Raw genomic sequence first — 21,868 nt, 5'->3', positions numbered from 1 at the left:
TAGATACCACTCGCCCATGAGACACCTCGGCCTCAAGGCACGAATGGCGGTCGTCGGGTCGGTGCTGTTCGCGTTCTACGCCGTCGCGGCGGTCGTCGCGATGGGCGCGTTCGGCTTCCCGCTGTGGCTCGTCGCGCTCGGGAGCCTCGCCTTCGTCGGCGTCCAGTACAAGATCGGCAAGTGGGCCGCGCTTCGGAGCGTCGGCGCGGAGGAGATGCCCGAGGAGCGCTTCGCCGACGTGCACCGGCGCGTCGAACGACTCAGCGACGACATGGACATCGACAAGCCGCGGCTGATGGTCGCCCGGATGGGCGTGCCCAACGCCTTCGCGGTCGGGCGGAAGGGCGCCGGGACCGTGGTCGTGTCGGAGGAGCTCCTCCGGTTGCTCGACGCCGACGAGCTCGAGGGCGTCCTCGCTCACGAGCTCGCCCACATCCGGAACCGCGACGTGGTGATGATGGTGCTCGGGCAGGGCGTCGCCTCCATCGTCGCCATCGTCGCCCAGTGGGCGGTCCTGCTGACCGGCGACAACGACCTCGCGGACTTCTTCCTCGCCATGGTCGTCGGCCAGCTCACCCAGCTGCTCGTGATGGTGTTCGTGTTCGCCATCTCGCGCTACCGGGAGTACGTCGCCGACCGCGACGCCGCCGATCTCGTCGGCGGCGGCGAACCGCTGGCCAGCGCCCTCGAGAAAATCAGTCGCGGCAGCGAGCGCGCCGGCGACTCGGAGATCGACTCGGAGGTCAGCGCGCTCTGCATCTTCGGCGACGGCACCGGTCTCGCCCGCCTGTTCGCCAGCCACCCGCCGGTCGAGAAGCGCATCGAGCGCCTGCGGAGCTGACGGTCCCATGGAGCTCCGCACCGCACTGGCGGCCGTCCTCGGCGTCGGCCTCGGACTGTTCGCCCTCGCGTACCCGGAGGCGGTGGTCCAGATCCACGCCGCGGGGCGGCGACCGACCGGCCGCGGCGGCGAGTACGGCGAGGACTCCCCGACGTCCGACCGCTGGCGGCGGGCGGTTCGAGTCGTCGGCGTCGCGCTGGTCGCCGCCGGGCTCTACTTCGGGGCGACGGCGCTCTGACCGGTCCGACACCCCGTCTCCCCTGCCGGAAGAACCGCGTTCAAATAGCTCCCCGTTCTTGCTCCGACAGTGTCGCACGGCCGCGCCGAGGAGACCGACGACGAGGTCCGCGAGCGACTGCTGACCGGCTACACCGGCCGGCTCCTGCTGACCGTCTCGCTCGGCTGGACCGCCATCCAGACCGGCCGGCTCGTGCTCTCGCCGCTGCTGCCCAGCGTGATGGCCGACCTCGCCATCACCGAGTTCCAGGCCGGGCTGGCGTTCACGCTGCTGTGGGGGCTGTACGCGCTCGGCCAGTACCCCAGCGGCCGGCTCTCGGACCGCCTGACCCGCAAGAGCCTGCTGGTCGCGGGCCTCTCGCTGGTCGTGGTCGGGTTCGCCGCCCTGGCGTCGGCCCCGACCTACCTGTTCTATCTCGCCGGGGCCGCCGTGGTCGGGGCGGGCGCGGGGCTCTACCCGACCCCGGCGCGGGCGCTGGTCTCGGACCTGTTCGTCGAGCGCCGGGGCCAGGCGTTCGGCCTCCACACCGCCTCGGGCGACGTCGGCGGCGCGGCCGCGGCCGGCCTCGCGGTCGCGGTGCTGGCGGTCGCGGGCTGGCGGACCGCCTTCGCCCCGGTCGTGGCGGTGCTGGCCGGCACCGCGCTGGCGCTGCACGTCTGGGCCCGCGAGGCGTACGACCGGCCCCGGACCGACCGCGAGGCGGTCGCCGCCGGCGTCGCGGACGCGAGGACGACCGCGGCCCGGCTCTGGGCCAACCCCCGGTTGCGGTGGTACCTGCTGGCCTACGCGCTGTACGCGTTCACCTGGCAGAGCGCCGCCGGCTTCCTCCCCACCTTCCTCCGGGTGGCCAAGGGGTTCCCGGCCGACCTGGCCAGCGGCGGGTTCGCGGCGCTGTTCCTGGTCGGCGCGGTCGTCAAGCCCCTCGCGGGGTCGCTTGGCGACCGGTTCCCCCGGGCCGCCGTCGCGGCGGGGGCGCTGGCGGTCGCGGCCGGCGCGCTCGCGGGGCTGCTGGCGGCCTCCGGCACCGTCGCGGTCGGCCTCGCGGTGGTCGCCTTCGCGGCCGGGCTGATGGCGTACCCGCCGGTGATGCAGGCGCTGCTGATGGACACGTTCCCGGACGGGAGCATGGGCGGGGACCTCGGCGCGACCCGCACCGTCTACATCGGGCTGGGGAGCCTCGGGCCGAGCTACGTCGGGTTCGTCGCGGGCCGGGCCTCCTACGAGGCGGCGTTCGCCGGCCTGCTGGGCTGCCTGCTGGTCGGCGCGGCGGTCGTCGTGGGACTGGCCCGGAGTCGGTGAGCCCTCGACGCCCGGCGCGCCGGGGCTCGCGGGCCCCGCGAGGCCGCCTCGGTCGGCTACCGCAGCCAGTTCCGCAGGCGAACAGCCAAGTCGGCCTTCCGCCGGTCGACTTCCCGGCGCCGGCCGGTCGGCTCGTCGTCGGGGTCCTCGGCTGCGTCGCGGTCCGCGGCGGCGTCGCCGGCCGTGCCGGCGAGTCGCTCGGGGCCGGAGTCGTCGCGAGCCGCCAGGATCCGCTCGTACTGCTCGACCACCGCGTCGAGGCGGGACTCCGCCCGGTCCAGCTGGCGTTCGAGCGCGGCCACTTCCTCGACCAGCCGGGCGCGCTCGGCCAGCAGGTCGGCGTACTCGGCCTCGTACTCCCGGCAGGGGCGCTCGCGCCGGCCGCCGAGCTCGTCACGCACCTGCTCGTGGACTCGCCGGGGGTAGACCGCCACCACGAGGTCGTCGTCGGGGTCGACGTCGTCAGAAGGCGGGACGCCCTCGTCCTCGTCGCGCGACCGGCTGTCGGCGTCGGTACCGGGGTCGGCGTCGGGGTCGTGAGCGCGCTGGGGGGTGTCGGTACTCACGCAACGAGACACGGCGGCCGGAGCCAAAAAGCCGCGTCAGACGCGAGCGTGACGCGTCAGACGGGCGAACGACGCCGTTTCGACTGGAGATGACCCGCCGGCGTCGCGCCGCGGGTCGAGCGGGGCGGAGTCGCCCGAGTCGACGCTACTCCGCGAGGTGTTCGAGCACGCCGTCGGTGTCGGCCGGCACCGGCTCCGGGTCGGCGCCGGCGGCCGCGGCGGTGTCGGGGTCCTTCAGCAGGTGGCCGGTCGTCAGGCACACGACCTGCTCGTCGGCGTCGATCTCGCCCGACTCGCGGAGCTTGCGGAGGCCGGCGACGGAGGCCGCGCTCGCGGGCTCGACGCCGACGCCGTCCCGGGCCAGCGCGCGCTGGGCGTCGGTGATCTCCTCGTCCGACACCGCGACCGCGGTGCCGCCGGTCTCCCGGATGCCGGGCAGCGCCTTCGGCGCGTTGACCGGGTTGCCGATGCGGATGGCGGTCGCGCGGGTCTCGACGTCGTCCCAGCGCCGGATCTTGTCGTTGCCCTCCTCGACGGCCTCGACCATCGGGGCGGCGCCCTCGGCCTGGACGCCGGTCAGCGCCGGCACCTCCTCGGGGGCGAGCGACCCGGCCGCGACCAGTTCGCGGAACGCCTTGTAGAGCGCGGCGGTGTTGCCCGCGTTGCCGACCGGGAGGACGATGCGGTCGGGCAGGTCGCCGGTCTGGTCGCGGAACTGCTCCAGCATCTCCAGGCCGATGGTCTTCTGGCCCTCCAGCCGGAAGGGGTTGAGCGAGTTGAGCAGGTAGGCCTCCCCGCGGTCGGCCAGGTCCGAGACGATGTCCAGGCACGCGTCGAAGTTGCCGTCGACCTCCAGGATGCGCGCGCCGTGGAGGCTGGCCTGCGCGACCTTCCCCGCGGCGACCTTGCCCGCGGGCAGCAGGACCAGCACCTCGGTGCCGGCCCGCGCGCCGTAGCAGGCCAGCGCCGCACTGGTGTTGCCCGTCGAGGCGCAGGCGAGCCGCCCAACACCGAGCTCCTGGGCGACCCGGACGCCGACGGTCATCCCGCGGTCCTTGAAGCTCCCGGTCGGGTTCATCCCCTCGTGCTTGACCCGGAGGTCGGCGACCCCGACCTCGTCCTCGATGGTCGGCACCTCGTAGAGCGGCGTGTCGCCCTCCTCGATGCTCACGCCCGCGTCGAACGGGAGCGCGTCGGCGTACCGCCAGACGCCCCGCTCGTCGGACTCGGCGAAGTCCGCCAGCGTCGGGAGGTCGGCGTACCGGACCTCCAGCAGGCCGTCGCAGTCGGGACACCGGTACCGGACCTCCTCGAAGGGCGCGCCGGTCCAGTCGCACTCGATGCAGGCCAGCCAGACGCCGTCGTCGGCCGAGTCGGGCGGCGATTCGGCGTCCGCGGCGGTAGAGAGCGTCAGTTCGGTCATCGGGCGTTGGAAGGCGATGGAGGGGGAAAAAGGGGTTGGTCGGTGGCAGATTTGTCTGCGGCGGGCCGCCGTGCAGTCGCTCAGCCGGCTCCGGACCGCTGGCGTCGCAGGCCACCGCCGGTCCGACGAACGACGCTCACTCCGGCCCGCCGAAGTCGTCGATGCGGCCGTGGACGAACTCGGTCCACGCGTCGAGTTCCTCGTGGAGGCGCTCGCGGACCGCGGGCAGCGGCTCGGCGGCGTAGCAGTAGACGTGGCCGCCGCCGTCCAGCAGCTTCCGGCGGCGCTCGACAAGCCCCTTCTCCCGGAGCGTCGACAGCGAGCGACTGACGTTGCTCCGGTCGCGGTCGAGCTCGTCGGCCAGTTCCTTGGCGGTGCTGTCCGGGGCGTCGAGCAGCGTCAGGTACGCCTCGGTCTCGTGCTCCCGGATGCCGAAGACGCACCGCATCACGTCGGCGAACCCCGGATCCTCGACGAGCATCAACTCGCGGAACGACTCGGGGCGTGACATGGGGTCGCGTTCGACGGGTCGCCACTTAGAACTCCCTCGTCTGTGTGAGTCGACCGCACGTTCGCCCAGCAGCTATGCCGTGCGCAGGTGTACCGCGGCACATGGCTTCGGAAACCACCACCGCAGTCGACGCGCCGACCGAACAGCTCGCGTGGCGGGGCGGCGCCCTCGCCGGGCTCCTCGCGGGCGTCGTCATGGGCGCGATGCTCACGATGCAGATGGGGCCCGTCATCCGGGTCGCCATCCCCTCGATGTACGGGCTGTCGGGGCTCGGGGCCGGGTGGGTCGCCCACCTGTTCCACTCGGTCGTCCTCGGCGTCGTCTTCGCCGCCGTCGTCGGTGCGGTCCCGCGGTACGCCGAGTCCGTCGGGCGGAGCGCGGCGCTCGGCGTCGCGTACGGTGTCGTCCTCTGGGTCGCGCTGGCGGTGCTCGTCATGCCGGTCTGGCTCGGCGCGGTCGGCTCGCCCGCCGACCCGCCGTTCCCGAACGTGAACGTGCAGAGCCTCGTCGGTCACGTCGTCTACGGGCTCGTGCTCGGCGTCGCGTTCCCGTACGTCCGGGACCTGTGAGTCACAGCCGTAGCACCAGCTCCCCGCCCTCCGCCTCGAACTCGGTCCCGAACTCCGTCGACAGCTCCCGCATCCGCGACCGGCTCCAGGTCGCGGCGTCCCGTCCCGCCTCGTGGACCGCGAAGTCCCGGATCTCCGTCGGCAGGAGGCGCAGTTCGGTCACCTCGCCGCCGTCGACCGTCACCTCGAACAGGAAGCTCCGGTCGTTCCGGAGGTCGTCGTCGACGGCGTAGTCGTCCACGAAGTCGCCGCAGTCGTACAGGATCGGCGTCCCGTCGCGGACCTCGACGCCCTGGAAGACGTGGGCGCTGTGGCCGTGGACGAGGTCCACGCCGTGCTCGGCCAGCCACCGGCCGAACGCCCGGAAGTGGTCGGGCGGCTCCTCGACCATGTTCGGCCCCCAGTGGAGCGAGGCCACCAGCAGGTCGGGGTCGGTCTCCCGGGCGCGGGCCAGCATCTCCGCCGTCGTCTCGCGGGCCTCGGCCTCCTCCGAGAGGTCGATGTAGGCGGTGCCGGGGCCGTCCTCGCTCGCCGCGAACTCCGGCGTGTTGTCGGTCGCCGAGACGAACGCGACGCGGAGACTGTCGTCGTCGCCGTTCACCTCCGCACCGTCGACGCCGTCCGCATCGCCTATTTCGACCACCGCGGGCGCCCGGGCCGCCTCGCGGTCCGGCCCGGCGCCCGACCGGGCGATGCCCGCCGCGTCGAGGCTGTCGAACGTGTCGCGCAGCGCGGTCTCGCCGTAGTCCATGAGGTGGTTGTTCGCCAGGTTCGCCCAGTCGACCCCCGCCGCGTCGAGCGCGGGCACGGCCCAGTCGGGGTCAGCCCGGAAGTGGAACGGTCGGTGGGTCCGTGTCCACCGCTCGCCGCGGGTCGACAGGCAGCACTCCAGGTTGACGAACAGGCCGTCGAGGCCCCGCAGGCGGTCGAGCAGGTCGCCCCAGACCGCGGCCGGCGCCCGGCCGCCGCGGCGCTGGCGCTCGTCGACCTTCCGCCCGAGCATCACGTCGCCCGTGAATCCGAGCCGTGGCATCCGGTTCCACCCCTCCGTTTCGTTTGGAGACCCCCCGGCAAAAGTATCCGGTTCGTCCCGGCTCGCCGGCGGTAGGCCGGCCCGGCGGCTGCACCAGCGCCGCGGTGTCTGCCTGCGGTAATCGGCGTTTCCGGTACCTGCCGGACGTGGCGTTCGCCGCGCACGACGCCCTGCGGGGCGGTCGGCGCGTTGTTGCAAAGGTATCAGTAAATAACAACTTTCGGCCCGCAATCGGTCGTGACTCTCCGCCGTCGCCGTGAACCGTCCGAACGAACGCGCCGATTTTTTGGGCCGCGGTACCACGTCTCAACCGATGGCCAGAACCGAGACGGCGGTCGGGCGCGACCGCCGCGGCGCGCACAGGTGGGTCGGCGGCGCGGTCGCCGGCCTCGCGGCCGGGGTCGCCTTCGGCCTCTACCTCCAGTTCGCGGTCGGCCTCTTCCCGCCGGTCAGCGGCCCCGGCGGCGTCGAGCGGCTGGCGACCGACTGGGCGGTCCACCTGTTCCACAGCGTCGTGTTCGCGCTCGTCTACGCCGGCGTCGCCACCTGGCCGCGCGCGGCCGAGTACGCCGACCGACCGGTGACCGGCGCGGTGCTCGGCGCGGGCTACGGGGCGGCGGTCTGGCTGGTGGCGGTCGGCGTCGCGTACGCGTTCTGGACCGCGGCCAGGGCGGTCTGGGTGCTGCCGGTGCCGAGCCCCAGTCTCGCCAACCTCGCCGGCCACGTCCTCTACGGCGTGGTCCTGGGCGCGGCCTTCGCGGTCGTCCGCCGGGCGTAGCCGGTCGCCGGGCTCCCGTCGACCGTCCGCCACTCGGAGGACGATTTTCGCTCGACTCGGCGCCGCTACGCTCCGCTCGGATCGTCTCGCTACTCCCCGCTCTGGATGGTCTCGTCGCCGCCCCCGCTGCTGGCCTCGTTGTACATCTCCTTGATCGCCTTCTCGAGCTGCGGGTTGCCGCCGCCGGGCTGGGTGCCGAACGAGAACTCGCTCTTCCCGTCGATGGACACGCCCTCGGTCCACCGCTCGTGGGGGTTCTCGCGCTCCTCGCGGAACGTGGACATGAACTCGTAGTTGTACTCCTGGTTCTCCTTCTCCTGGTCGAAGCTGGCGGGCACGGGGACAGTCTCGCCCAGCTCCTCGAGGGCGGCGTGCCACTGGTTCTGGTGCATCGTGTCCCGGGCGATGAGGTACGCCAGCATGTCCTCCATGCCGGGGTCGTCGGTCATCTCGTAGAGCCGGGTCGCCAGCAGCCGGCCGGTCGACTCGGCCATGATGTTGGCGTACATGTCGGCCGCGAGGTTGCCGCTGGCGACGATGAAGTTCCCGCTGAACGGGTTGCCGTTGGCGTCGACCGGCATCGCGTGGAGCCCGGCCGACAGCGCCTGACGGGGCTGGCCGCCCTGCATCATCGCGTCGATGACGGCGTCGTTCTCGCGGGCCTCCCGGCGCATCTCCTCGGGCGCGCCCTCGAGGTTCTTCGTGACCGCCGTGGCCAGCATCTCGATGTGACCGAGCTCCTCGGCCGCGGTCTCCATCAGCAGGTTGCGGTACTCCTGCTTCTCCTTCGGCTGCCCGAACGCCTGGAACATGTACTGGAGCGCGACCCGCATCTCCCCCTCGACGCCGCCGATCGCCTCCTGTAGCATCTTGGCGAAGTACGGGTCCGGCTCCTCGACCTCGACTTCGTACTGGAGTTCGTTGTCGTGGTAGAACACGGTTTTACCCGGCTCACACAACGATAGCGCCCTCATAATCTGTTTTGGCTGTTGACATTTATATCGCACTAGTTGAATGTTTAGTGAGGCTATCGCCGGGCCGCGCCACCGCCCGAGGCCGACCAGAGTCGTCGCGTCGGCCGGTCGCGTCGGTCCGCGCCGCGGGTCGAGCCCCGGGCGACGGCTGTTGTTCCTCGCGTAGTCCTCGGTCGCTTAAAAAGGTGGAGCGGGAGGTACCGGTATGACCGACGCGCAGACCACGTCCGAGGTGGAGCAGGGTGCGATCCAGCACCTCGAAGCGGCGCTGGAGGCCGACGAGATGGACGAGATCAACTTCCACGTCCGGCAGGCGCTCCAGCTCCTCGGCGTCGAGTGAGCCCGCGACTCCGCCTGCGAATTAGCTGAGCGGCGAGCGGAACCCGGCTCACTCGGCGTCGAGCAGGTGTGTGAGCAGCGCCTTCTGGGTGTGCATCCGGTTCTCGGCCTGGTCCCAGACGACCGCCCGGTCGCCGTCGAGCGCGTCGCCGGTGATCTCCTCGCCGCGGTGGGCGGGCAGGCAGTGCATCACCCCGACGTCGGGAGCTCTGTGTATCGGCTCGCGCAAGAGCACGTCGTCGCCCGGTTCGTACCCCTCCGGCGTGGCCATCGTCAGGTCGAGGCCGGACGTCACCAGATTCGTCGAAGCCGTCGGATTTCGACGACCAGCAGCGCGGCCGCCGGAACGCCGACGAGCGCGACCCGCCCGACGCCGGACTGCGCGAACGCGACCGGATAGCCGTACAGCGGTACGCTCGCAATCACCTCTCCGACGACGCGGTTCCGTTCGACCAGCCCGTCGTCCGGTTCGTCGTTGGCGTCGCCCTTGGTGACGTACCCCTCCGGCGTCGTCTCGACGACGCGATGGGTCACGACTCGCCCGCCTCGTACGTACGTTAACACGTCGCCCGTCGCGTACTCGTCCGTCGCCCGGACGTAGACGACCGACCCCCGGTCGACCGTCGGCTCCATGCTTCCGCTCGCGACGGCGTAGCTGGCGAATCCGGGGAGGAGGGCGAACGCGACCTGCGCGGCGACCGGTGTGAGGACCAGTGCGACGGCCGCGAGTCTGACGCGTTTGCGCATGGCTTACTGATACCTGATGGTGTTGTTGCGGCTGACGTCACGGTCGGCGTAACCGCGGGCGTGAACCCGGATTCGGACCTCGACGTCGATGCCGTCGGCCGAGCCGACGCCGCTGAGCAGGTCCGCCCGTCCGGAGAGGCTGGCGTTCACCGAGACGATCCCGCTCGCCCCGACGCCGGACAACGACGAGAGGTTCTCCGCGTTGGAGCCGTTGGTCGTGTCAGCGACGTCCACAATACCGTTCCCGTTCATGTCGGTCAGCGACGACCCAACCAGGTCCGTACCGTCGTAGACGAACCTCGTTACCTCGACGGTGCGGGCGGTCGCGTTGGCGTTGCCGCCGGAACCGAGGTCGGTGTCGTTCTCGGCGAAGGCGACGGTGACGTTGACCCGGTCGGCGGCGATCGAGGAGGCCGAGTTGTTCAGCGCCAACTCGTTCTCGACGATCTCGGAGCCGTCCGTGGCGTGGGACCTGTCCTCCCACGTGTCGACTACGTCGTCGGCGGTCCGCTCGTCCGCCGTCCCGTCCTGCGTCGGGGGACCGACCTCCGAGAGTTTCAGGTCGAGCACCCCGCCGGAGACGCCGTTGTTCCCCGCCGCTCCGGTGTCAGTCAGTAGTGCGACGGCCGTAGCCGGTGCGAGGACCGAGAACACGACAGCGACGAGTGCGGCGTCACGGACGAGGTCGGACATGCGCTTACTGGCTACTGTCCTGGTTCAGCGTGACGGTGATCTTCACGTCGACCCCGTCGGCCATGATGTCCTCGTCGGTTCCGGTGAACGCGTCGTCGTCGTTGGCTATCCGGACGCCGATGACGAGATACGTCTCGGAGGCACCGTTAGGCTTCGGAGCGCGCAGATTGTCGAGCGTTCCGGCCTGGTTTCGGACATCATCGAGGTCCTTGATACCGTTGTTGTTGTCGTCGGAGACGTTCGACAACGGATTCTCGATCACCGTCCCCGAGTCGTCCTTGTACACGAGCTGCGTGACCCGGACGTGGCTCGCGGTGGCGTTCGCGTCCAACTCGGTGCCGAGGTCCGGATCGGAGGGCTCGGTCCGGGTGTCGTTCTCCGAGAACGAGAGGGTGACCTCGACGTGGTTCCCGGCGGTGGATCCGACGTTTCTGAGCGTGAAGTTGTGACGCGTCGAGTCGGCTGGCCTGGCGTTCGTCAGCGAGAACGATGCCGTCTGCCCGTTGGCACCGTCGAGCGTGACGTCCAAGGTCCCCGCTTCCAGAGCGTTGCTCCTACTGGCGTCGCTGTCGGAGAAGTGCGCCCACGTCACGGCACCGAGCGCCGAGCTAGCTACTCCCACGACGAGGAGCGACAGTAGCACTTCCCGACGGCTCGCGTTCGCGAGGATTCTTCGGACGTTCATAACCAACCACGACCTATCGGTTCTCAGTAGCGGTGAAAATAACCGCCCCCTATCAGAATAGGGGAACTGGTCTCTAACCACCTATAACAATAGGTTTATATCGGAAACGTTACCTTGAGGAGACGACCGATGAGCTCAGACGTCCTCGACGCGATCCGTCGCTGGCGGGGTCACCTCGAAGCCGACGACCGTCGCGCGGTCGCCCACCGCGGCGTCGAGGCCGTGTGCGACGTGCTCGGGGTCGACCGGGCCGCGGTCCTGCTGGCTGACGAACGAATGCAGACGCTGCGGTTCGTCGGCCTCGACAGCGAGGACCTCTCGGACCGCGACCATCCGGCGTGGAGAGCGGTTCTTCAAGGCGAGTCCGTCGTCGTCGCCGAGGATGGCGTGTTCGACGGTACCGAGCGAGTCCTTCCGATGGACGACAGCGGTGCGTTGGTCGTTCCCGGCCGCTTCGAAGACGACGACCTCGCGGTAGTCCGCCTCCTCGCGGACGAACTCCGGACTGCACTGGAACGAGCAGACCGCGTCCGTCGAGCGAACGACCGCGGTCCCGACCCCACCGTCGACCGAACGGAGCGGACGCTCGACCGACTCGTCGGGCTGGTCGAATCCGTCGGCGACGCTCTGGCGCGGTCCCCGTCGGGGGAGGAGACCGTCAGGTTGTTCTGCGAGCGGCTCGCGGCGGTCGACGGCTACGCGCTGGCCTGGTACGGCGACTACCGGCCGGGACGGGGGTCGGCCGTTCCGGAGGTGTGGGCCGGCGTCGACGACGACTACCTCCGGACGGTCGAACTCTCGCCAGACGGCGCGTTCGGTACCGCGTTCGAGTCCGTGGTCTCGACTCACGAGGTCGCAGTCGTCGACCCGATAGACGCGGAATCGGGTCCGGAAGCGGTCGGTGCCCGCGAACGGGGGTACCGGTCGCTCGCACTCGTCCCGGTGGCTCACGGTGACGCCCTCTACGGCGTCGCGGCGGTGTACGCCGACCGGCGACGCGCGTTCGGTCCGTACGCGGACGCGATACTCGACGGCCTCGGCGTGGCGGTCGGCGCGGCGCTGAGTGCCGCCGAACACCGCCGCGCGCTCATGACCGACGCGGTGGTCGAACTGGAGTTCCGACTCCGGGACTCGGGGATGGTCCTCGTGTGGCTCTCCGAACGCGCCGACTGTCGGCTGGAGTTGGCCGGGCTGTTCCTCGACCGCGACGACGCCCTCCGACTGTTCCTCGAAACGTCGGGGTCGACCCTCGATCAACTCCGGGCCGCGGCCGACGACCACCCCGAAATCGCCGACGCGACCCTCATCGCGGAGCGTGAGGACGAGCGACTCGTTCGGGTGACGCTGTCGGAGTCGTCGCTCGCCGAGCACCTCGCGGAACTCGGAGCGGCGTTGCGCTCGGTCAGCGTCGAATCGGGATCCGGGCGCGCGACGGTCGAACTCCCGGCGACCGGAGCAGTTCGGTCCTTCGTCGAACGCGTGCTGTCGGCCTACCCCGACACCGAACTCCTAGCCCGCCACGAACACACGCGACGGCTCCAGACGCCCCACGAGTATCGTTCGCTGCTGGAGAAGCGACTCACGGACCGACAACACGAGGCGCTCCAGACCGCGTACTACGGGGGATTCTTCGAGTGGCCGCGCGAGAACACCGGCGAGGACGTCTCGGACACGCTCGGAGTTGCACAACCGACGTTCCTCCAACACCTCCGGGCGGCCGAGCGGAAGTTGCTGGCGGAGTTCTTCGACGAGGAGGGGTTCGTCTACTCCCAGTCGTGAACGTTCGCCGCGGCGAGACAGTCACTCCACGTCGAGCAAGTGGGTCAGCAGCGCCTTCTGGGTGTGCATCCGGTTCTCGGCCTGGTCCCAGACGACCGCCCGGTCGCCGTCGAGCACGTCGCCGGTGATCTCCTCGCCGCGGTGGGCGGGCAGGCAGTGCATCACGTCGGCGTCGGGCGCGGCCGCCAGCAGGTCGTCGTTCACCTGGAACCCCTCGAAGTCCGCGAGCTTGGCCTCGCGCTCGTCCTCCTGACCCATGCTGACCCAGACGTCGGTGTAGACGACGTCGGCGCCCTCGACGGCGGCCTCGGGGTCGCGGACCACGTCGGGCGCCTCGCCCTGGGCGTCGGCCCGCGCCAGGACGTCCTCGCCGGGGCCGTACCCCTCGGGCGTCGCCATCGTCAGGTCGAGCCCGACCATCGCGGCGCCGACCGCGAACGACCGGGCGACGTTGTTGCCGTCGCCGACCCACGCGACCGACACGTCCTCGAAGCCGTCGAAGCGCTCGTAGATGGTGAACAGGTCCGCGAGCGTCTGGCACGGGTGGGCGTCGTCCGAGAGCCCGTTGACCACCGGCACCGCGGCGTGGGCCGCCATCTCCTCCAGCGCGGCGTGGTCGAACACGCGGGCCATCACGGCGTCGACGTACCGCGAGAGCGCCCGGGCGGTGTCGGCGATCGGTTCGCCGTGGTCGAAGTGGGTGGTGTCGGGCCCGAGGTAGACGGCGTGGCCGCCCAGCTGGGTCATCCCGGTCTCGAACGACACCCGGGTCCGGGTGCTGGGCTTCTCGAACAGCATCGCGAGCGTCCGGTTCGGCAGGACGGCGTGGGCCGTGCCGGTGTGGTGAGCCACCTTCAGCTCCCCGGCGGTCGACAGGATCTCGGCGAGTTCGTCGGCCGAGACGTCGTCAATCGTCAGGAACTGGCTGGCTGGCGATTCGGCGGTCGGTGCCGCGGCGTCTGCCGCGGGCTGGGTCGTGTCGTTGCTCATGCGTCGGCGAGGTCCTCGGAGACGGCCGTCAGCACGTCGACGGCCCGGTCGAACCCTCCGAGGTCGAGGCGTTCGTTCGGCGCGTGGTCCAGGTCCGAGTCGCCGGGGCCGTAGGTCGCCATCGGGCAGTCCCACGCCCCGGCGTAGAGGTTCATGTCGCTGGTTCCGGTCTTGCGGAGGAGTCGGGGGTCGCCCCCGACTCGTCGGATCGCGGCTCGGAACGCTCGCGCCACCTCGCTGCGGGGCGTCTCCATGACGGGCGGAATCGGCTCCGCCCACTCGATGTCGCCCGCCGCCAGCTCGGCCTCGACCGTCTCGCGGATCCCCGCCGCCGTCTCGCCCGGCGGAATCCGGAACTGCGCCTCGACGTTCGCCTCGACCGAGAGTCCGTCGGCTGCGGTCCCGCCCGCGAACTCCACGGGCTTGACCGTCACCTGCTCGAAGACGGGCGTCTCGTCGGCGTCGTCTCCGGCCTCGCTCTCGTCGTCGCCTCCCTCGGCGAACGCGTCTTCGACCGCCTGCCACCACCGCATCGCCTGCTGGATCGCGTTCGCGTCGGGCCGGGAGGTGTGGCCCGAGTCGGTGGTGACGGCGTACTCGCCCGCCAGGAACCCCCGGTAGCCCAGGGTCAGGCCGTCCCAGCCCGAGGGCTCGCCGTTGACCACGGCGTCGGGTTCGTCGCGGTCCTCGACCAGGAAGCGGGCGCCCCGGGAGTCGGTCTCCTCGCCGACCACGCCGACGAAGCTGACGCCGGTCTCGACCGCCGCCGCGGCCATCGCCGCGAGCGGGCCCTTGGCGTCGACGCTCCCGCGGCCCCACAGCTCCTCGGTGGGGTTCCCGTCGTCGTCCTCGGTCTCCTCGACGCGCACCGGGATGTCGCCCGGCACGGTGTCGATGTGCGAGGTCAGCAGGACCGAGTCGTCGGCGGGCGCCCGGACGTTGCCGACCTCGTCGAGCCACGCCTCGCGGCCCCGCTCCTCGAAGAAGGCGACGAGGCGCTCGGCGCACTCGCGCTCCTCGCCGGTGGGCGAGGGGACGTCCACGAGGTCGACCAGCAGCTCGCGGGCCGCCTCGTCGCTCACGGCGGCGTCGGCGCTGGTGCTCACGCCGACACCTCCGCGAGTGCGCTCTCCAGCGCCTCGACGACCTCGTCGGCGTGGGACTCCGTGACGGTCAGCGGCGGGAGCAGCCGCACCACGGTCCGGCCGGCGGGCAGCGCCAGCACCCCGTGGTTCATCGCCAGCCGCTTCAGCACGCTGTTGGCGCCGCGGCCGACCTCCGCGCCGAGCAGCAGCCCCTCGCCCCTGACCGTGTCGATCGGTAGCTCGGAACCCCCCAGTTTCGACTGGAGGTGGCGCCCCACGTCGGCGGCGTTCTCCGGCAGGTTCTCCTCGGCGATGACTTCCAGCGTGGCCTCGGCGGCCGCGCTCACGACCGGGCCGCCCGAGAACGTCGACCCGTGGGGGCCCGACTCCTCGGCGACCCAGTCCGCACAGAGCGTCGCCCCGACGGGGAGCCCGCCGCCCAGCCCCTTCGCGGAGGTGAGCACGTCGGGCACCACGCCGCGCTTCTCGCAGGCCCACAGCGCGCCGGTCCGGCCGAGGCCGGTCTGGATCTCGTCGAAGATCAGCGCCGCGCCGGTCTCCTCGGTGACCTCGCGGGCCGCCTCCAGGTAGCCCTCCGGCGCGGGGTTGACGCCGCCCTCGCCCTGGACGGGTTCGAGCAGCACCGCGGCCGTCTCGTCGTCGACGGCCTCGGCCAGCGCCGCCTCGTCGCCGTACGGCACGAACTCGAAGTCGCCGGCGAGGGGCTCGAACGGCTTCTTGTACTTGGGCTTCCAGGTCGCGGCCAGCGACCCCATCGTCCGGCCGTGGAAGCCGCGCTGGGCCGCGACGACCTTGGAGTTGCCGGTGGCGCTCCGGGCGAATTTCAGGGCCGCCTCGTTGGCCTCGGTGCCGGAGTTGCAGAGCCAGACGTTCTTGAGGTCGCCGGGCGCGACCGCCGCCAGCTTCTCGTAGAGCGCGTCACGGGCGGAGTTCGGGTAGCTGGCCTGCACGAACGTCAGCTTCTCGACCTGCTCCTGCACGGCCGAGACGACCTCGGGGTGGCAGTGGCCGACCGCGGCGACGCCGTAGCTCGCGCCGAAGTCGAGGTACTCGTTGCCCGACTCGTCGTAGAGGTGGACGTCCTCGCCGCGCTCGATCCGGATAGGTTTCTCGGAGTAGACGAACGAGCCCGTCATCTCACGGCCCCCGGTTCGAACTCGGTCCCGTGGCCGGTCCTGGCGGCCGTGATGGGGTCGCGGTTGTTGGCGTCGGCGACCGTCACCGAGGCCGCGCCGCCCTCCAGCGCCTCGACGGCGGCCATGACCTTCTTCGTCATGAACCCCTCGGCGGCCTCCTCGGCCGCGTCGAGCTCTGCGGGCGTCCCGACCGACTCGATGAGCGAGTCGGGGTCGTCGGGGTCCTCGTAGACGCCCGCCACGTCGGTCAGCACGACGAGCTCGCCGCCGAGTGCGCCCGCGATGGCGGCGCCCGCGCGGTCGGCGTCGGCGTTGACCGGCGTCAGGTCGCCGTTCTTCTCCTCGGCCAGCATCGGCACCGTGACGACCGGGACGTAGTTGCCCGCGAACAGCGTCTCCAGCAGGTCGGCGTCGACCGCCTCGATCTTGCCGGAGTGGTCGCCGCGCTTGATCTTCTTGCGGCCGTCCTCGAGCACCTTGACCGCCGACTTGCGCGGGCCGGTCAGGAGCTGCCCGTCGACGCCCGACAGGCCGACCGCGTCGACGCCCTCGTTCTGGAGGCCGGCGACGAGGTCGGTGTTGAGCTTGCCGGGCAGCACCATCTCGAACACCTCCATCGTGGTCTCGTCGGTGAACCGCCCGACGACGCCGCCGGGGGTCTCGACGTACTCGGGCTCCTCGCCCAGCCGTTCGAGCGTGTCGTCGACCGCGGTCGAGCCGCCGTGGACGACCACCACGTCCTCGCCGTTCGCGACGAGGTGGGCCACGTCGGCGAGCGCGCCGGCGGGGTCGACGGCCCGCGCGCCGCCGATCTTGACGACGATGGGCGGGCTGTGGTCCTCGTCTCCGTCTTTGCCGGCGACTCCGCCGTCAGACAGCGTCTGACGAGGCTCGCGCTCGCTCCGCTCGCGCTCACCGCCGTCGGTCCGCAACCCGTCGTCGCCGAGGTCGTTGTCGATGAGCCGCTCGTGGGCCGCTTCGAGTTCCGCCTTCGTGTAGCTATCTCCGGTCATGGGCTTCCCACCGGGTGGAGTCCCTGGAAGTCGAGGCCGGCGGTCTCGTCGAAGCCGAGCGCGACGTTGGCGGCGTGGACCGCCTGCCCGGCCGTCCCCTTCACGAGGTTGTCGATGGCGCTGAACACCACGAGGCGCTTGTTGCCGGGGTCCAGTTCGAATCCCACCTCCGCCATGTTCGTCCCGGCGACCGCCTTGGGCTCGGGGTAGCGATACACCCCGCCGCCGCCCGACTGGAGCCGGACGAAGGGTTCGTCGTCGTAGGCGCCCCGGAAGGCCGACCAGAGGTCGCCCTTCGAGACGGGGCCGTCGGGGAACACGTGGCAGGTCGCGGCCGCGCCCCGGACCATGTCCACGGCGTGGGCCGTGAACGAGACCGAGGCGCCCAGCTCCTGCTCGATCTCGGCCTCGTGGCGGTGGCCGGTCGGCGCGTACGGCCGGACCACGCCCGAGCGCTCGGGGTGGCTGCCGGCCTTGCTCGCGCCGGCGCCGCCCTCCGAGGAGCCGACCTTCACGTCGGCCACGATCTGCTCGCCGCCGTCCAGGATGCCGCCGTCGAACAGCGGGTAGAGGCCCAGGATGGTCGCGGTGGCGTTGCAGCCGCCGGCCGCGATGAGGTCGGCGCCGGGCAGGTCCTCGCGGTGGAGCTCCGGCAGCGCGTACACCGCCTCGTCGAGGTACTCGGGCGCGTCGTGGCCGTCGTACCACTCCTCGTACTGCTCGACGGTGTTCAGCCGGAAGTCGGCGCTGAGGTCGACCACGGTGTCGGCGACCTCGTAGAACTCGTCTATCTGTTCCATCGAGACGCCGTGTGGCGTCGCCGCGAACAGGACGTCCACCGCGTCGAGGTCCGCCGGGTCGGAGAACCGGAGGTCGGTCCCCCGGAGGTTCGGGTGGACCGAGCCCACCGACTTGCCGGCGTACTCGCGGCTGGTCGCACCAGCCAGTTCGAAGTCGGGATGCCCGGCGAGGATGCGCAGGAGCTCGCCGCCCGCGAAGCCGCTCCCGCCGACGACGCTGGCGGTGACCGTCTCGTCGGCCCCGGTCGCGTCGTCGGCCGCCGAGTCGGTGATGGGCATCAGGCCATCACCTCCTGCTTCGTCCCCTGCGCGGCCTTGGCTTCGAGCCAGTCGACCACCTTGGCGGGGACGTCGACGTCGGTCGCGCCGTTCAGCGACTTGAACTCGACGGTGTGGTTGACCTCGTGGACGGTGTAGTCGGCGCCGTCGCCGCCGGTCTCCATCAGGTCGACGCCGAGTAGCCCGCCGCCGACCGCGTCGCTGGCGGCCTTGACGAGCGCCTCCGCCTCCTCGTCGAGCTCGAAGGCCTCGGTCTCGGCGCCCTTCGCGGCGTTGGTGAGCCAGTGGTCCGAGGACCGGACCATCGCGGCGACGGGCTCGCCGTCGGTCGCGAGCACCCGGACGTCGCGGCCGGGCTTGTCGACGAACTCCTGGACGTAGAACACCTTGTGCTCGTAGTGGCCCAGGGTGGCCTTGTGCTCCAAGATGGCCTCGGCCGCGCTCCGGGAGTCGATCTTCGCCATCAGGCGCCCCCACGACCCGACGACGGGCTTGAGGACGCAGGGGTAGCCGAACTTCTCGATGCTCTCCATCGCGGCCTCCTTGGTGAACGCCACGTCGGTCGCGGGCGTGGGGACGCCGGCGCCGGCCAGCGCGAGGCTGTTCTGGACCTTGTCGGCGCAGGTCTGGGCGGTCGCCGCGGAGTTGACCACGGGCACGCCGTACGCCTCACAGAACTTGGTGGCGTAGAGGCTCCGGCTGGTCGCGAGACACCGGTCCACGACGACGTCGAGGTCCGCGAACACCTCGGGGGCCTCGGTCAGCCCGAACTGGAGGTCGCGGACGTCGATCTTGACCACGTCGTGGCCGCGGTCGCGCAGCTCCGAGAGGAGCAGCTTCTCGTCCTTGCGGATCCGGGAGTAGAGTATTCCGACCTGCAATTTACTCCCCCCAGTCCTCTTCGAGCTCCGGGGCTCGCTCGAGGACTGGCGGGTTCTGGTCGACGACTTCCAGCTCGGCGCCGCACGTGGTGCAGTCGACTATCTCTCCGACCTCCGCATTGTCGTGCAGGGTCACGTCCGCCCCGCACTCGACGCATTCGGTCATGGCAGTCTGTAGTATCTCACGTTACCACTTAAAGGCATCGAAAATGTTAAAACGATTACATCGAAAAAAGACGGCTCTAACGGCGTGAAACGGGCAAATATCGCGTCAGGCCGAAGCCGGTGTCGTGCTTCGGAGGTATATAAATTGGGTCCCTCGCGGGACCGGTGGGCCCTCAGACAAGCTGACTCACCTCCCGTCGGAGCAAGGCGTCGGCCTCCTCCAGCGCCTCGCGGGCGTCGGCCAGGGTCGCCTCGTCGCCGGCGACTCCCTCCTCGGCGCTCGACAGGCCCGCCGCGACCGCCTCGGGCGCGGGGCCGCCGGGCGAGTCGCGGGCCGCCGCGCTGGCCGCGGGGTCGAGCGCGGTCTCGACCGCCTCGCGGTCGACGTAGGAGTCGAGCGAGTCGCCGAGGACCTCCCGGGCCGCCGCGTCGAGCGCGGCGTAGTCGGCGCCGGATTCGCTCGCGGCGCTCGCGGTTTCACCGCTCGCGTCTTCCGCGGCGCGTTGCGCCGCGCTAGCCACCATCTCGTGGGCGTTCCTGAAGGGAATCCCCTGCATCGCGAGCAGGTCGGCGACCCCCGTGGCGGTCGAGAACCCCTCGCCGGCCGCCGCGGCCAGCGCGTCCTCGTCCCACGTCGCGGTCGAGACCGCGCCCGCCGCGACCGCGACCGCCTCGTCGACCGCGTCGACGGTCGCCCAGGCGTGGGGCGTGGCGTTCTGGAGGTCGCGGTTGTACGCGCGGGGCAGCCCCTTCAGCGTCGTGAGCAGGCCGTTGAGCCCCGCGGCGGCGTCGCCGGCGGTCGCCCGCACGAGCTCGAGCGTGTCGGGGTTCTTTTTCTGGGGCATGATCGAGGAGGTCGACGAGTAGTCGTCCGAGAGCTCGACCAGCCCCTTGTTCGAGAACACCACGAGGTCCTCGGCCAGGCCGGAGACGGTCGTGGCGAGGTTCGCGAGCGCGGCGACGACCTCCACGAGGAAGTCGCGGGTCGACACCGCGTCCATCGAGTTCCCGACCAGCCCGTCGAACCCGAGCAGTTCGGCGGTGCGCTCGCGGTCCACGTCGAAGGGGGTCCCGCCGAACGCGGCCGCGCCCAGCGGCGACCGGTTCACCCGGTCGTAGGCGTCGAACAGCCGCGCGGTGTCGCGGGCGATCGCCTGCTCGTAGGACAGCAGGTAGTGGCCCACCGTGGTGGGCTGGGCGGGCTGGAGGTGGGTGTAGCCGGGCATCACGGTCTCGGCGTGCGCGTCGGCGACCTCGACCAGCGACTTGCGGAGCCCGAGAGTCGCCTCGACGGCGTCGAGCGCGTCCTCGCGCAGCCGGTACCGGATGCAGGTCGCCACCTCGTCGTTGCGCGACCGGGCGGTGTGCATCTTGCCGCCCACGTCGCCGACCCGGTCGATGACCGCGGTCTCGATGGCGGCGTGGACGTCCTCGCCGTCAGGGAGAGCGTCGAAGCCCGCCGACTCCACGTCGTCGAGGGCGTCGAGGATGGTCGCGGCCTCGTCGCCGCCGACGATGCTCTGCTCGGCCAGCATGACGACGTGGGCGCGGTCGACCGCGAGGTCGGCCGCGAAGATGCGCTCGTCGTCGGCCATCGAGGAGAGGAACCCGCGGGCGGGGCCGCCGCTGAAGCGGTCGCGGCGCACCACGTCGCTCGCGGCTCCGCCGCTCGCGCTGTCCGAGGAACTACGTTCCTCGCTACTCGCGGATTCCTCCTCGGTCATTCTACTCCTCCGTCTCCTCGTCGTCGCCGGAGCCGTCGGTCAGTAGCTCGGCCTTCTTGGCCTCGGCGTCCGCGGCGACCTGGTTGGCGAGCCGCGACTGGAAGCCGTGGTACTTCGCCACGCCGGTCGCGTCGCTCTGGGCGATGCCGTCGACCGACTCGGTGTTGAACGAGGCGGCCGACTCGGAGTACACCGCGTACTCGCTCTCGCGGCCGACCGGGCGGGCCTGGCCGCCCTCGAACTTGATGGTCACGGTGCCGGTGACCTTCTGCTGGGTCGCGTCGACGAAGCCGTCGAGCGCGTCCACGAGCGGCGCCGACAGCAGGCCCTCGTAGGCCTTCTCGGCCCACTGCTGGTCGACCTGCTGCTTGAACGCGCGCTCCTCCTCGGTGAGCACGAGCCCCTCCAGCGCCTCGTGGGCGTTGAGCAGGGTCGTGGCGGCGGGGTGCTCGTAGTTCTCGCGCACCTTCAGCCCGAGCATGCGGTCCTCCATCATGTCGGTGCGGCCCACGCCGTGGCTCCCCGCGAGGTCGTTGAGGTGCTCGATGAGCTGGACCGCGGGCAGCTCCTCGCCGTCGACCGCGACCGGGTGGCCCTCCTCGAAGGCGATCTCGATGGTCTCGATCTCCTGCTGGCCGGGCGTCTCGGTCCACTCGTAGATGTCCTCCGGCGGGACGTAGCCGGGGTCCTCGAGGTCCGCGCCCTCGACCGACCGGCTCCAGAGGTTGGTGTCGATGCTCCAGTCGCCCTCGTTACCGCCCTCGACGGGCAGGTCCTTCTCGGCGGCGTACTCCATCTCCCACTCGCGGGTCAGGCCGAGTTCGCGGACGGGCGCGATGACCTCCAGGTCCGACTCGCGCCAGACCGCCTCGAACCGGAGCTGGTCGTTGCCCTTGCCGGTGCAGCCGTGAGCGATGGCGTCGCAGTCGTTCTCCTCGGCGACCTCCAGGATCGCCTCGGCGATGACTGGGCGCGCGAGCGCGGTGCCGAGCGGGTAGCCCTGGTAGGTCGCGTTGGCTTTGACGGCGTCGAGGCACTGCTGGGCGAACGCGTCCTTGGCGTCGACGACGTAGTGGTCGAGGTCGAGCGCCTCGGCGGTCTCCTCGGCCTCGTCGAACTCCTCGGCGGGCTGGCCGACGTCGACGGTGACGCCGATGACCTCGTCGTAGTCGTACTCCTCTTCGAGCAGCGGGACGCAGACCGTGGTGTCGAGTCCGCCCGAGAAGGCGAGCGCGACGGTCGAGTTGTCTGTCATGGTGGTGTGGGTTGGTGTCGTGTGTCGTGTTCGAAAGTCGGTTC

Annotated in this window: 24 protein-coding genes and 1 pseudogene; 7 read left to right on the top strand and 18 right to left on the bottom strand. The window is 71.1% G+C overall.

From position 1 onward, the window contains the following. Positions 1-16 precede the first annotated feature (16 nt). The 3 genes from ACQUQF_RS07585 (at position 17) to ACQUQF_RS07575 (ending at position 2,378) form a co-directional block, all read left to right on the top strand. Complete coding sequence (locus ACQUQF_RS07585) at positions 17-841, top strand: M48 family metallopeptidase (RefSeq protein ID WP_435177343.1); 825 nt, start codon at positions 17-19, stop codon at positions 839-841. A 7-nt stretch (positions 842-848) separates the two neighbouring features. Beyond that, the gene (locus tag ACQUQF_RS07580; protein WP_435177341.1) at positions 849-1,079 is read left to right on the top strand and encodes a hypothetical protein; all 231 of its coding nucleotides are present in this window, start codon (positions 849-851) and stop codon (positions 1,077-1,079) included. Positions 1,080-1,148: 69 nt separating this feature from the next. Continuing rightward, complete coding sequence (locus tag ACQUQF_RS07575; RefSeq protein WP_435177339.1) at positions 1,149-2,378, top strand: MFS transporter; 1,230 nt, start codon at positions 1,149-1,151, stop codon at positions 2,376-2,378. A gap of 56 nt (positions 2,379-2,434) precedes the next feature. On the opposite strand, the gene ACQUQF_RS07570 is transcribed toward ACQUQF_RS07575, so the two are convergent. From ACQUQF_RS07570 to ACQUQF_RS07560, 3 genes are all read right to left on the bottom strand, one after another. Then, complete coding sequence (locus ACQUQF_RS07570) at positions 2,435-2,944, bottom strand: hypothetical protein (protein ID WP_435177337.1); 510 nt, start codon at positions 2,942-2,944, stop codon at positions 2,435-2,437. 145 nt (positions 2,945-3,089) lie between these two features. Next, positions 3,090-4,367 carry a threonine synthase gene (thrC, locus tag ACQUQF_RS07565; protein WP_435177335.1) on the bottom strand — a complete coding sequence of 426 codons (1,278 nt, stop codon included), beginning with the start codon at positions 4,365-4,367 and terminating at the stop codon, positions 3,090-3,092. 136 nt (positions 4,368-4,503) lie between these two features. After that, positions 4,504-4,878, bottom strand: coding sequence for a helix-turn-helix domain-containing protein (locus ACQUQF_RS07560; RefSeq protein WP_435177333.1), 375 nt, complete (start codon positions 4,876-4,878; stop codon positions 4,504-4,506). Between the two features lie 101 nt (positions 4,879-4,979). On the opposite strand from ACQUQF_RS07560, the gene ACQUQF_RS07555 reads away from it, so the two are divergent. Then, positions 4,980-5,447 carry a DUF6789 family protein gene (locus ACQUQF_RS07555; RefSeq protein WP_435177331.1) on the top strand — a complete coding sequence of 156 codons (468 nt, stop codon included), beginning with the start codon at positions 4,980-4,982 and terminating at the stop codon, positions 5,445-5,447. Between the two features lies 1 nt (position 5,448). On the opposite strand, the gene ACQUQF_RS07550 is transcribed toward ACQUQF_RS07555, so the two are convergent. Beyond that, the gene (locus tag ACQUQF_RS07550) at positions 5,449-6,480 is read right to left on the bottom strand and encodes a CapA family protein (RefSeq protein ID WP_435177330.1); all 1,032 of its coding nucleotides are present in this window, start codon (positions 6,478-6,480) and stop codon (positions 5,449-5,451) included. Between the two features lie 313 nt (positions 6,481-6,793). On the opposite strand from ACQUQF_RS07550, the gene ACQUQF_RS07545 reads away from it, so the two are divergent. Further along, positions 6,794-7,258 (top strand): hypothetical protein, encoded by a 465-nt coding sequence (locus tag ACQUQF_RS07545; protein WP_435177328.1) that lies wholly within the window; start codon positions 6,794-6,796, stop codon positions 7,256-7,258. 89 nt (positions 7,259-7,347) lie between these two features. Here the strand turns inward: ACQUQF_RS07545 and ACQUQF_RS07540 are convergent, their stop codons facing one another. Then, entirely contained in the window at positions 7,348-8,196 is an 849-nt protein-coding gene (locus ACQUQF_RS07540; protein ID WP_435177326.1) for a manganese catalase family protein, read from the bottom strand. A 241-nt stretch (positions 8,197-8,437) separates the two neighbouring features. Between ACQUQF_RS07540 and ACQUQF_RS07535 the strand changes: the two genes are divergently transcribed. Next, complete coding sequence (locus ACQUQF_RS07535) at positions 8,438-8,572, top strand: hypothetical protein (protein ID WP_435177324.1); 135 nt, start codon at positions 8,438-8,440, stop codon at positions 8,570-8,572. Between the two features lie 48 nt (positions 8,573-8,620). Here ACQUQF_RS07535 and ACQUQF_RS07530 read toward each other — a convergent pair. The 4 genes and pseudogenes from ACQUQF_RS07530 to ACQUQF_RS07515 form a co-directional block, all read right to left on the bottom strand. After that, a pseudogene (locus tag ACQUQF_RS07530) lies at positions 8,621-8,773 on the bottom strand (ornithine carbamoyltransferase); the annotation flags it as partial. 89 nt (positions 8,774-8,862) lie between these two features. Beyond that, entirely contained in the window at positions 8,863-9,318 is a 456-nt protein-coding gene (locus ACQUQF_RS07525; RefSeq protein ID WP_435177322.1) for a signal peptidase I, read from the bottom strand. Between the two features lie 3 nt (positions 9,319-9,321). Then, positions 9,322-10,011: a hypothetical protein gene (locus ACQUQF_RS07520; protein WP_435177320.1), complete on the bottom strand. Its 690-nt coding sequence runs from the start codon at positions 10,009-10,011 to the stop codon at positions 9,322-9,324. Positions 10,012-10,015: 4 nt separating this feature from the next. Next, on the bottom strand, positions 10,016-10,696 hold the full coding sequence (locus ACQUQF_RS07515; protein WP_435177624.1) for a TasA family protein: 681 nt from the start codon (positions 10,694-10,696) through the stop codon (positions 10,016-10,018). 129 nt (positions 10,697-10,825) lie between these two features. On the opposite strand from ACQUQF_RS07515, the gene ACQUQF_RS07510 reads away from it, so the two are divergent. Continuing rightward, the gene (locus tag ACQUQF_RS07510; protein WP_435177319.1) at positions 10,826-12,475 is read left to right on the top strand and encodes a bacterio-opsin activator domain-containing protein; all 1,650 of its coding nucleotides are present in this window, start codon (positions 10,826-10,828) and stop codon (positions 12,473-12,475) included. A 21-nt stretch (positions 12,476-12,496) separates the two neighbouring features. Here ACQUQF_RS07510 and argF read toward each other — a convergent pair whose 3' ends face one another. The 9 genes from argF to ACQUQF_RS07465 all read right to left on the bottom strand — a co-directional run bounded on the left by argF (position 12,497) and on the right by ACQUQF_RS07465 (position 21,824). After that, the gene (gene argF, locus ACQUQF_RS07505) at positions 12,497-13,465 is read right to left on the bottom strand and encodes an ornithine carbamoyltransferase (RefSeq protein WP_435177317.1); all 969 of its coding nucleotides are present in this window, start codon (positions 13,463-13,465) and stop codon (positions 12,497-12,499) included. After that, complete coding sequence (locus tag ACQUQF_RS07500; protein WP_435177315.1) at positions 13,462-14,571, bottom strand: [LysW]-lysine hydrolase; 1,110 nt, start codon at positions 14,569-14,571, stop codon at positions 13,462-13,464. The genes argF and ACQUQF_RS07500 overlap by 4 nt, the downstream gene beginning before the upstream one ends. Then, positions 14,568-15,707, bottom strand: a complete 1,140-nt coding sequence (locus tag ACQUQF_RS07495) for an aspartate aminotransferase family protein (protein ID WP_435177314.1) — start codon at positions 15,705-15,707, stop codon at positions 14,568-14,570. Before ACQUQF_RS07495 ends, ACQUQF_RS07500 begins: the two co-directional genes overlap by 4 nt. After that, complete coding sequence (locus ACQUQF_RS07490) at positions 15,704-16,720, bottom strand: acetylglutamate/acetylaminoadipate kinase (RefSeq protein WP_435177312.1); 1,017 nt, start codon at positions 16,718-16,720, stop codon at positions 15,704-15,706. Before ACQUQF_RS07490 ends, ACQUQF_RS07495 begins: the two co-directional genes overlap by 4 nt. Next, entirely contained in the window at positions 16,717-17,799 is a 1,083-nt protein-coding gene (gene argC, locus ACQUQF_RS07485; protein ID WP_435177310.1) for an N-acetyl-gamma-glutamyl-phosphate reductase, read from the bottom strand. The genes ACQUQF_RS07490 and argC overlap by 4 nt, the downstream gene beginning before the upstream one ends. After that, positions 17,799-18,680, bottom strand: coding sequence for a lysine biosynthesis protein LysX (gene lysX / locus ACQUQF_RS07480; protein ID WP_435177308.1), 882 nt, complete (start codon positions 18,678-18,680; stop codon positions 17,799-17,801). The genes argC and lysX overlap by 1 nt, the downstream gene beginning before the upstream one ends. Before the next feature lies 1 nt (position 18,681). Continuing rightward, positions 18,682-18,846, bottom strand: a complete 165-nt coding sequence (gene lysW / locus ACQUQF_RS07475; RefSeq protein WP_435177306.1) for a lysine biosynthesis protein LysW — start codon at positions 18,844-18,846, stop codon at positions 18,682-18,684. A 172-nt stretch (positions 18,847-19,018) separates the two neighbouring features. Next, positions 19,019-20,569 carry an argininosuccinate lyase gene (gene argH / locus ACQUQF_RS07470; protein ID WP_435177304.1) on the bottom strand — a complete coding sequence of 517 codons (1,551 nt, stop codon included), beginning with the start codon at positions 20,567-20,569 and terminating at the stop codon, positions 19,019-19,021. A 1-nt stretch (position 20,570) separates the two neighbouring features. After that, positions 20,571-21,824 carry an argininosuccinate synthase gene (locus ACQUQF_RS07465; protein WP_435177302.1) on the bottom strand — a complete coding sequence of 418 codons (1,254 nt, stop codon included), beginning with the start codon at positions 21,822-21,824 and terminating at the stop codon, positions 20,571-20,573. Between the last annotated feature and the right edge of the window lie 44 nt (positions 21,825-21,868).

Source organism: Halorussus sp. AFM4 (assembly GCF_051194995.1).
Taxonomy (GTDB): Archaea; Halobacteriota; Halobacteria; order Halobacteriales; family Haladaptataceae; genus Halorussus.
This window is presented reverse-complemented; position numbering and strand designations above follow the sequence as displayed.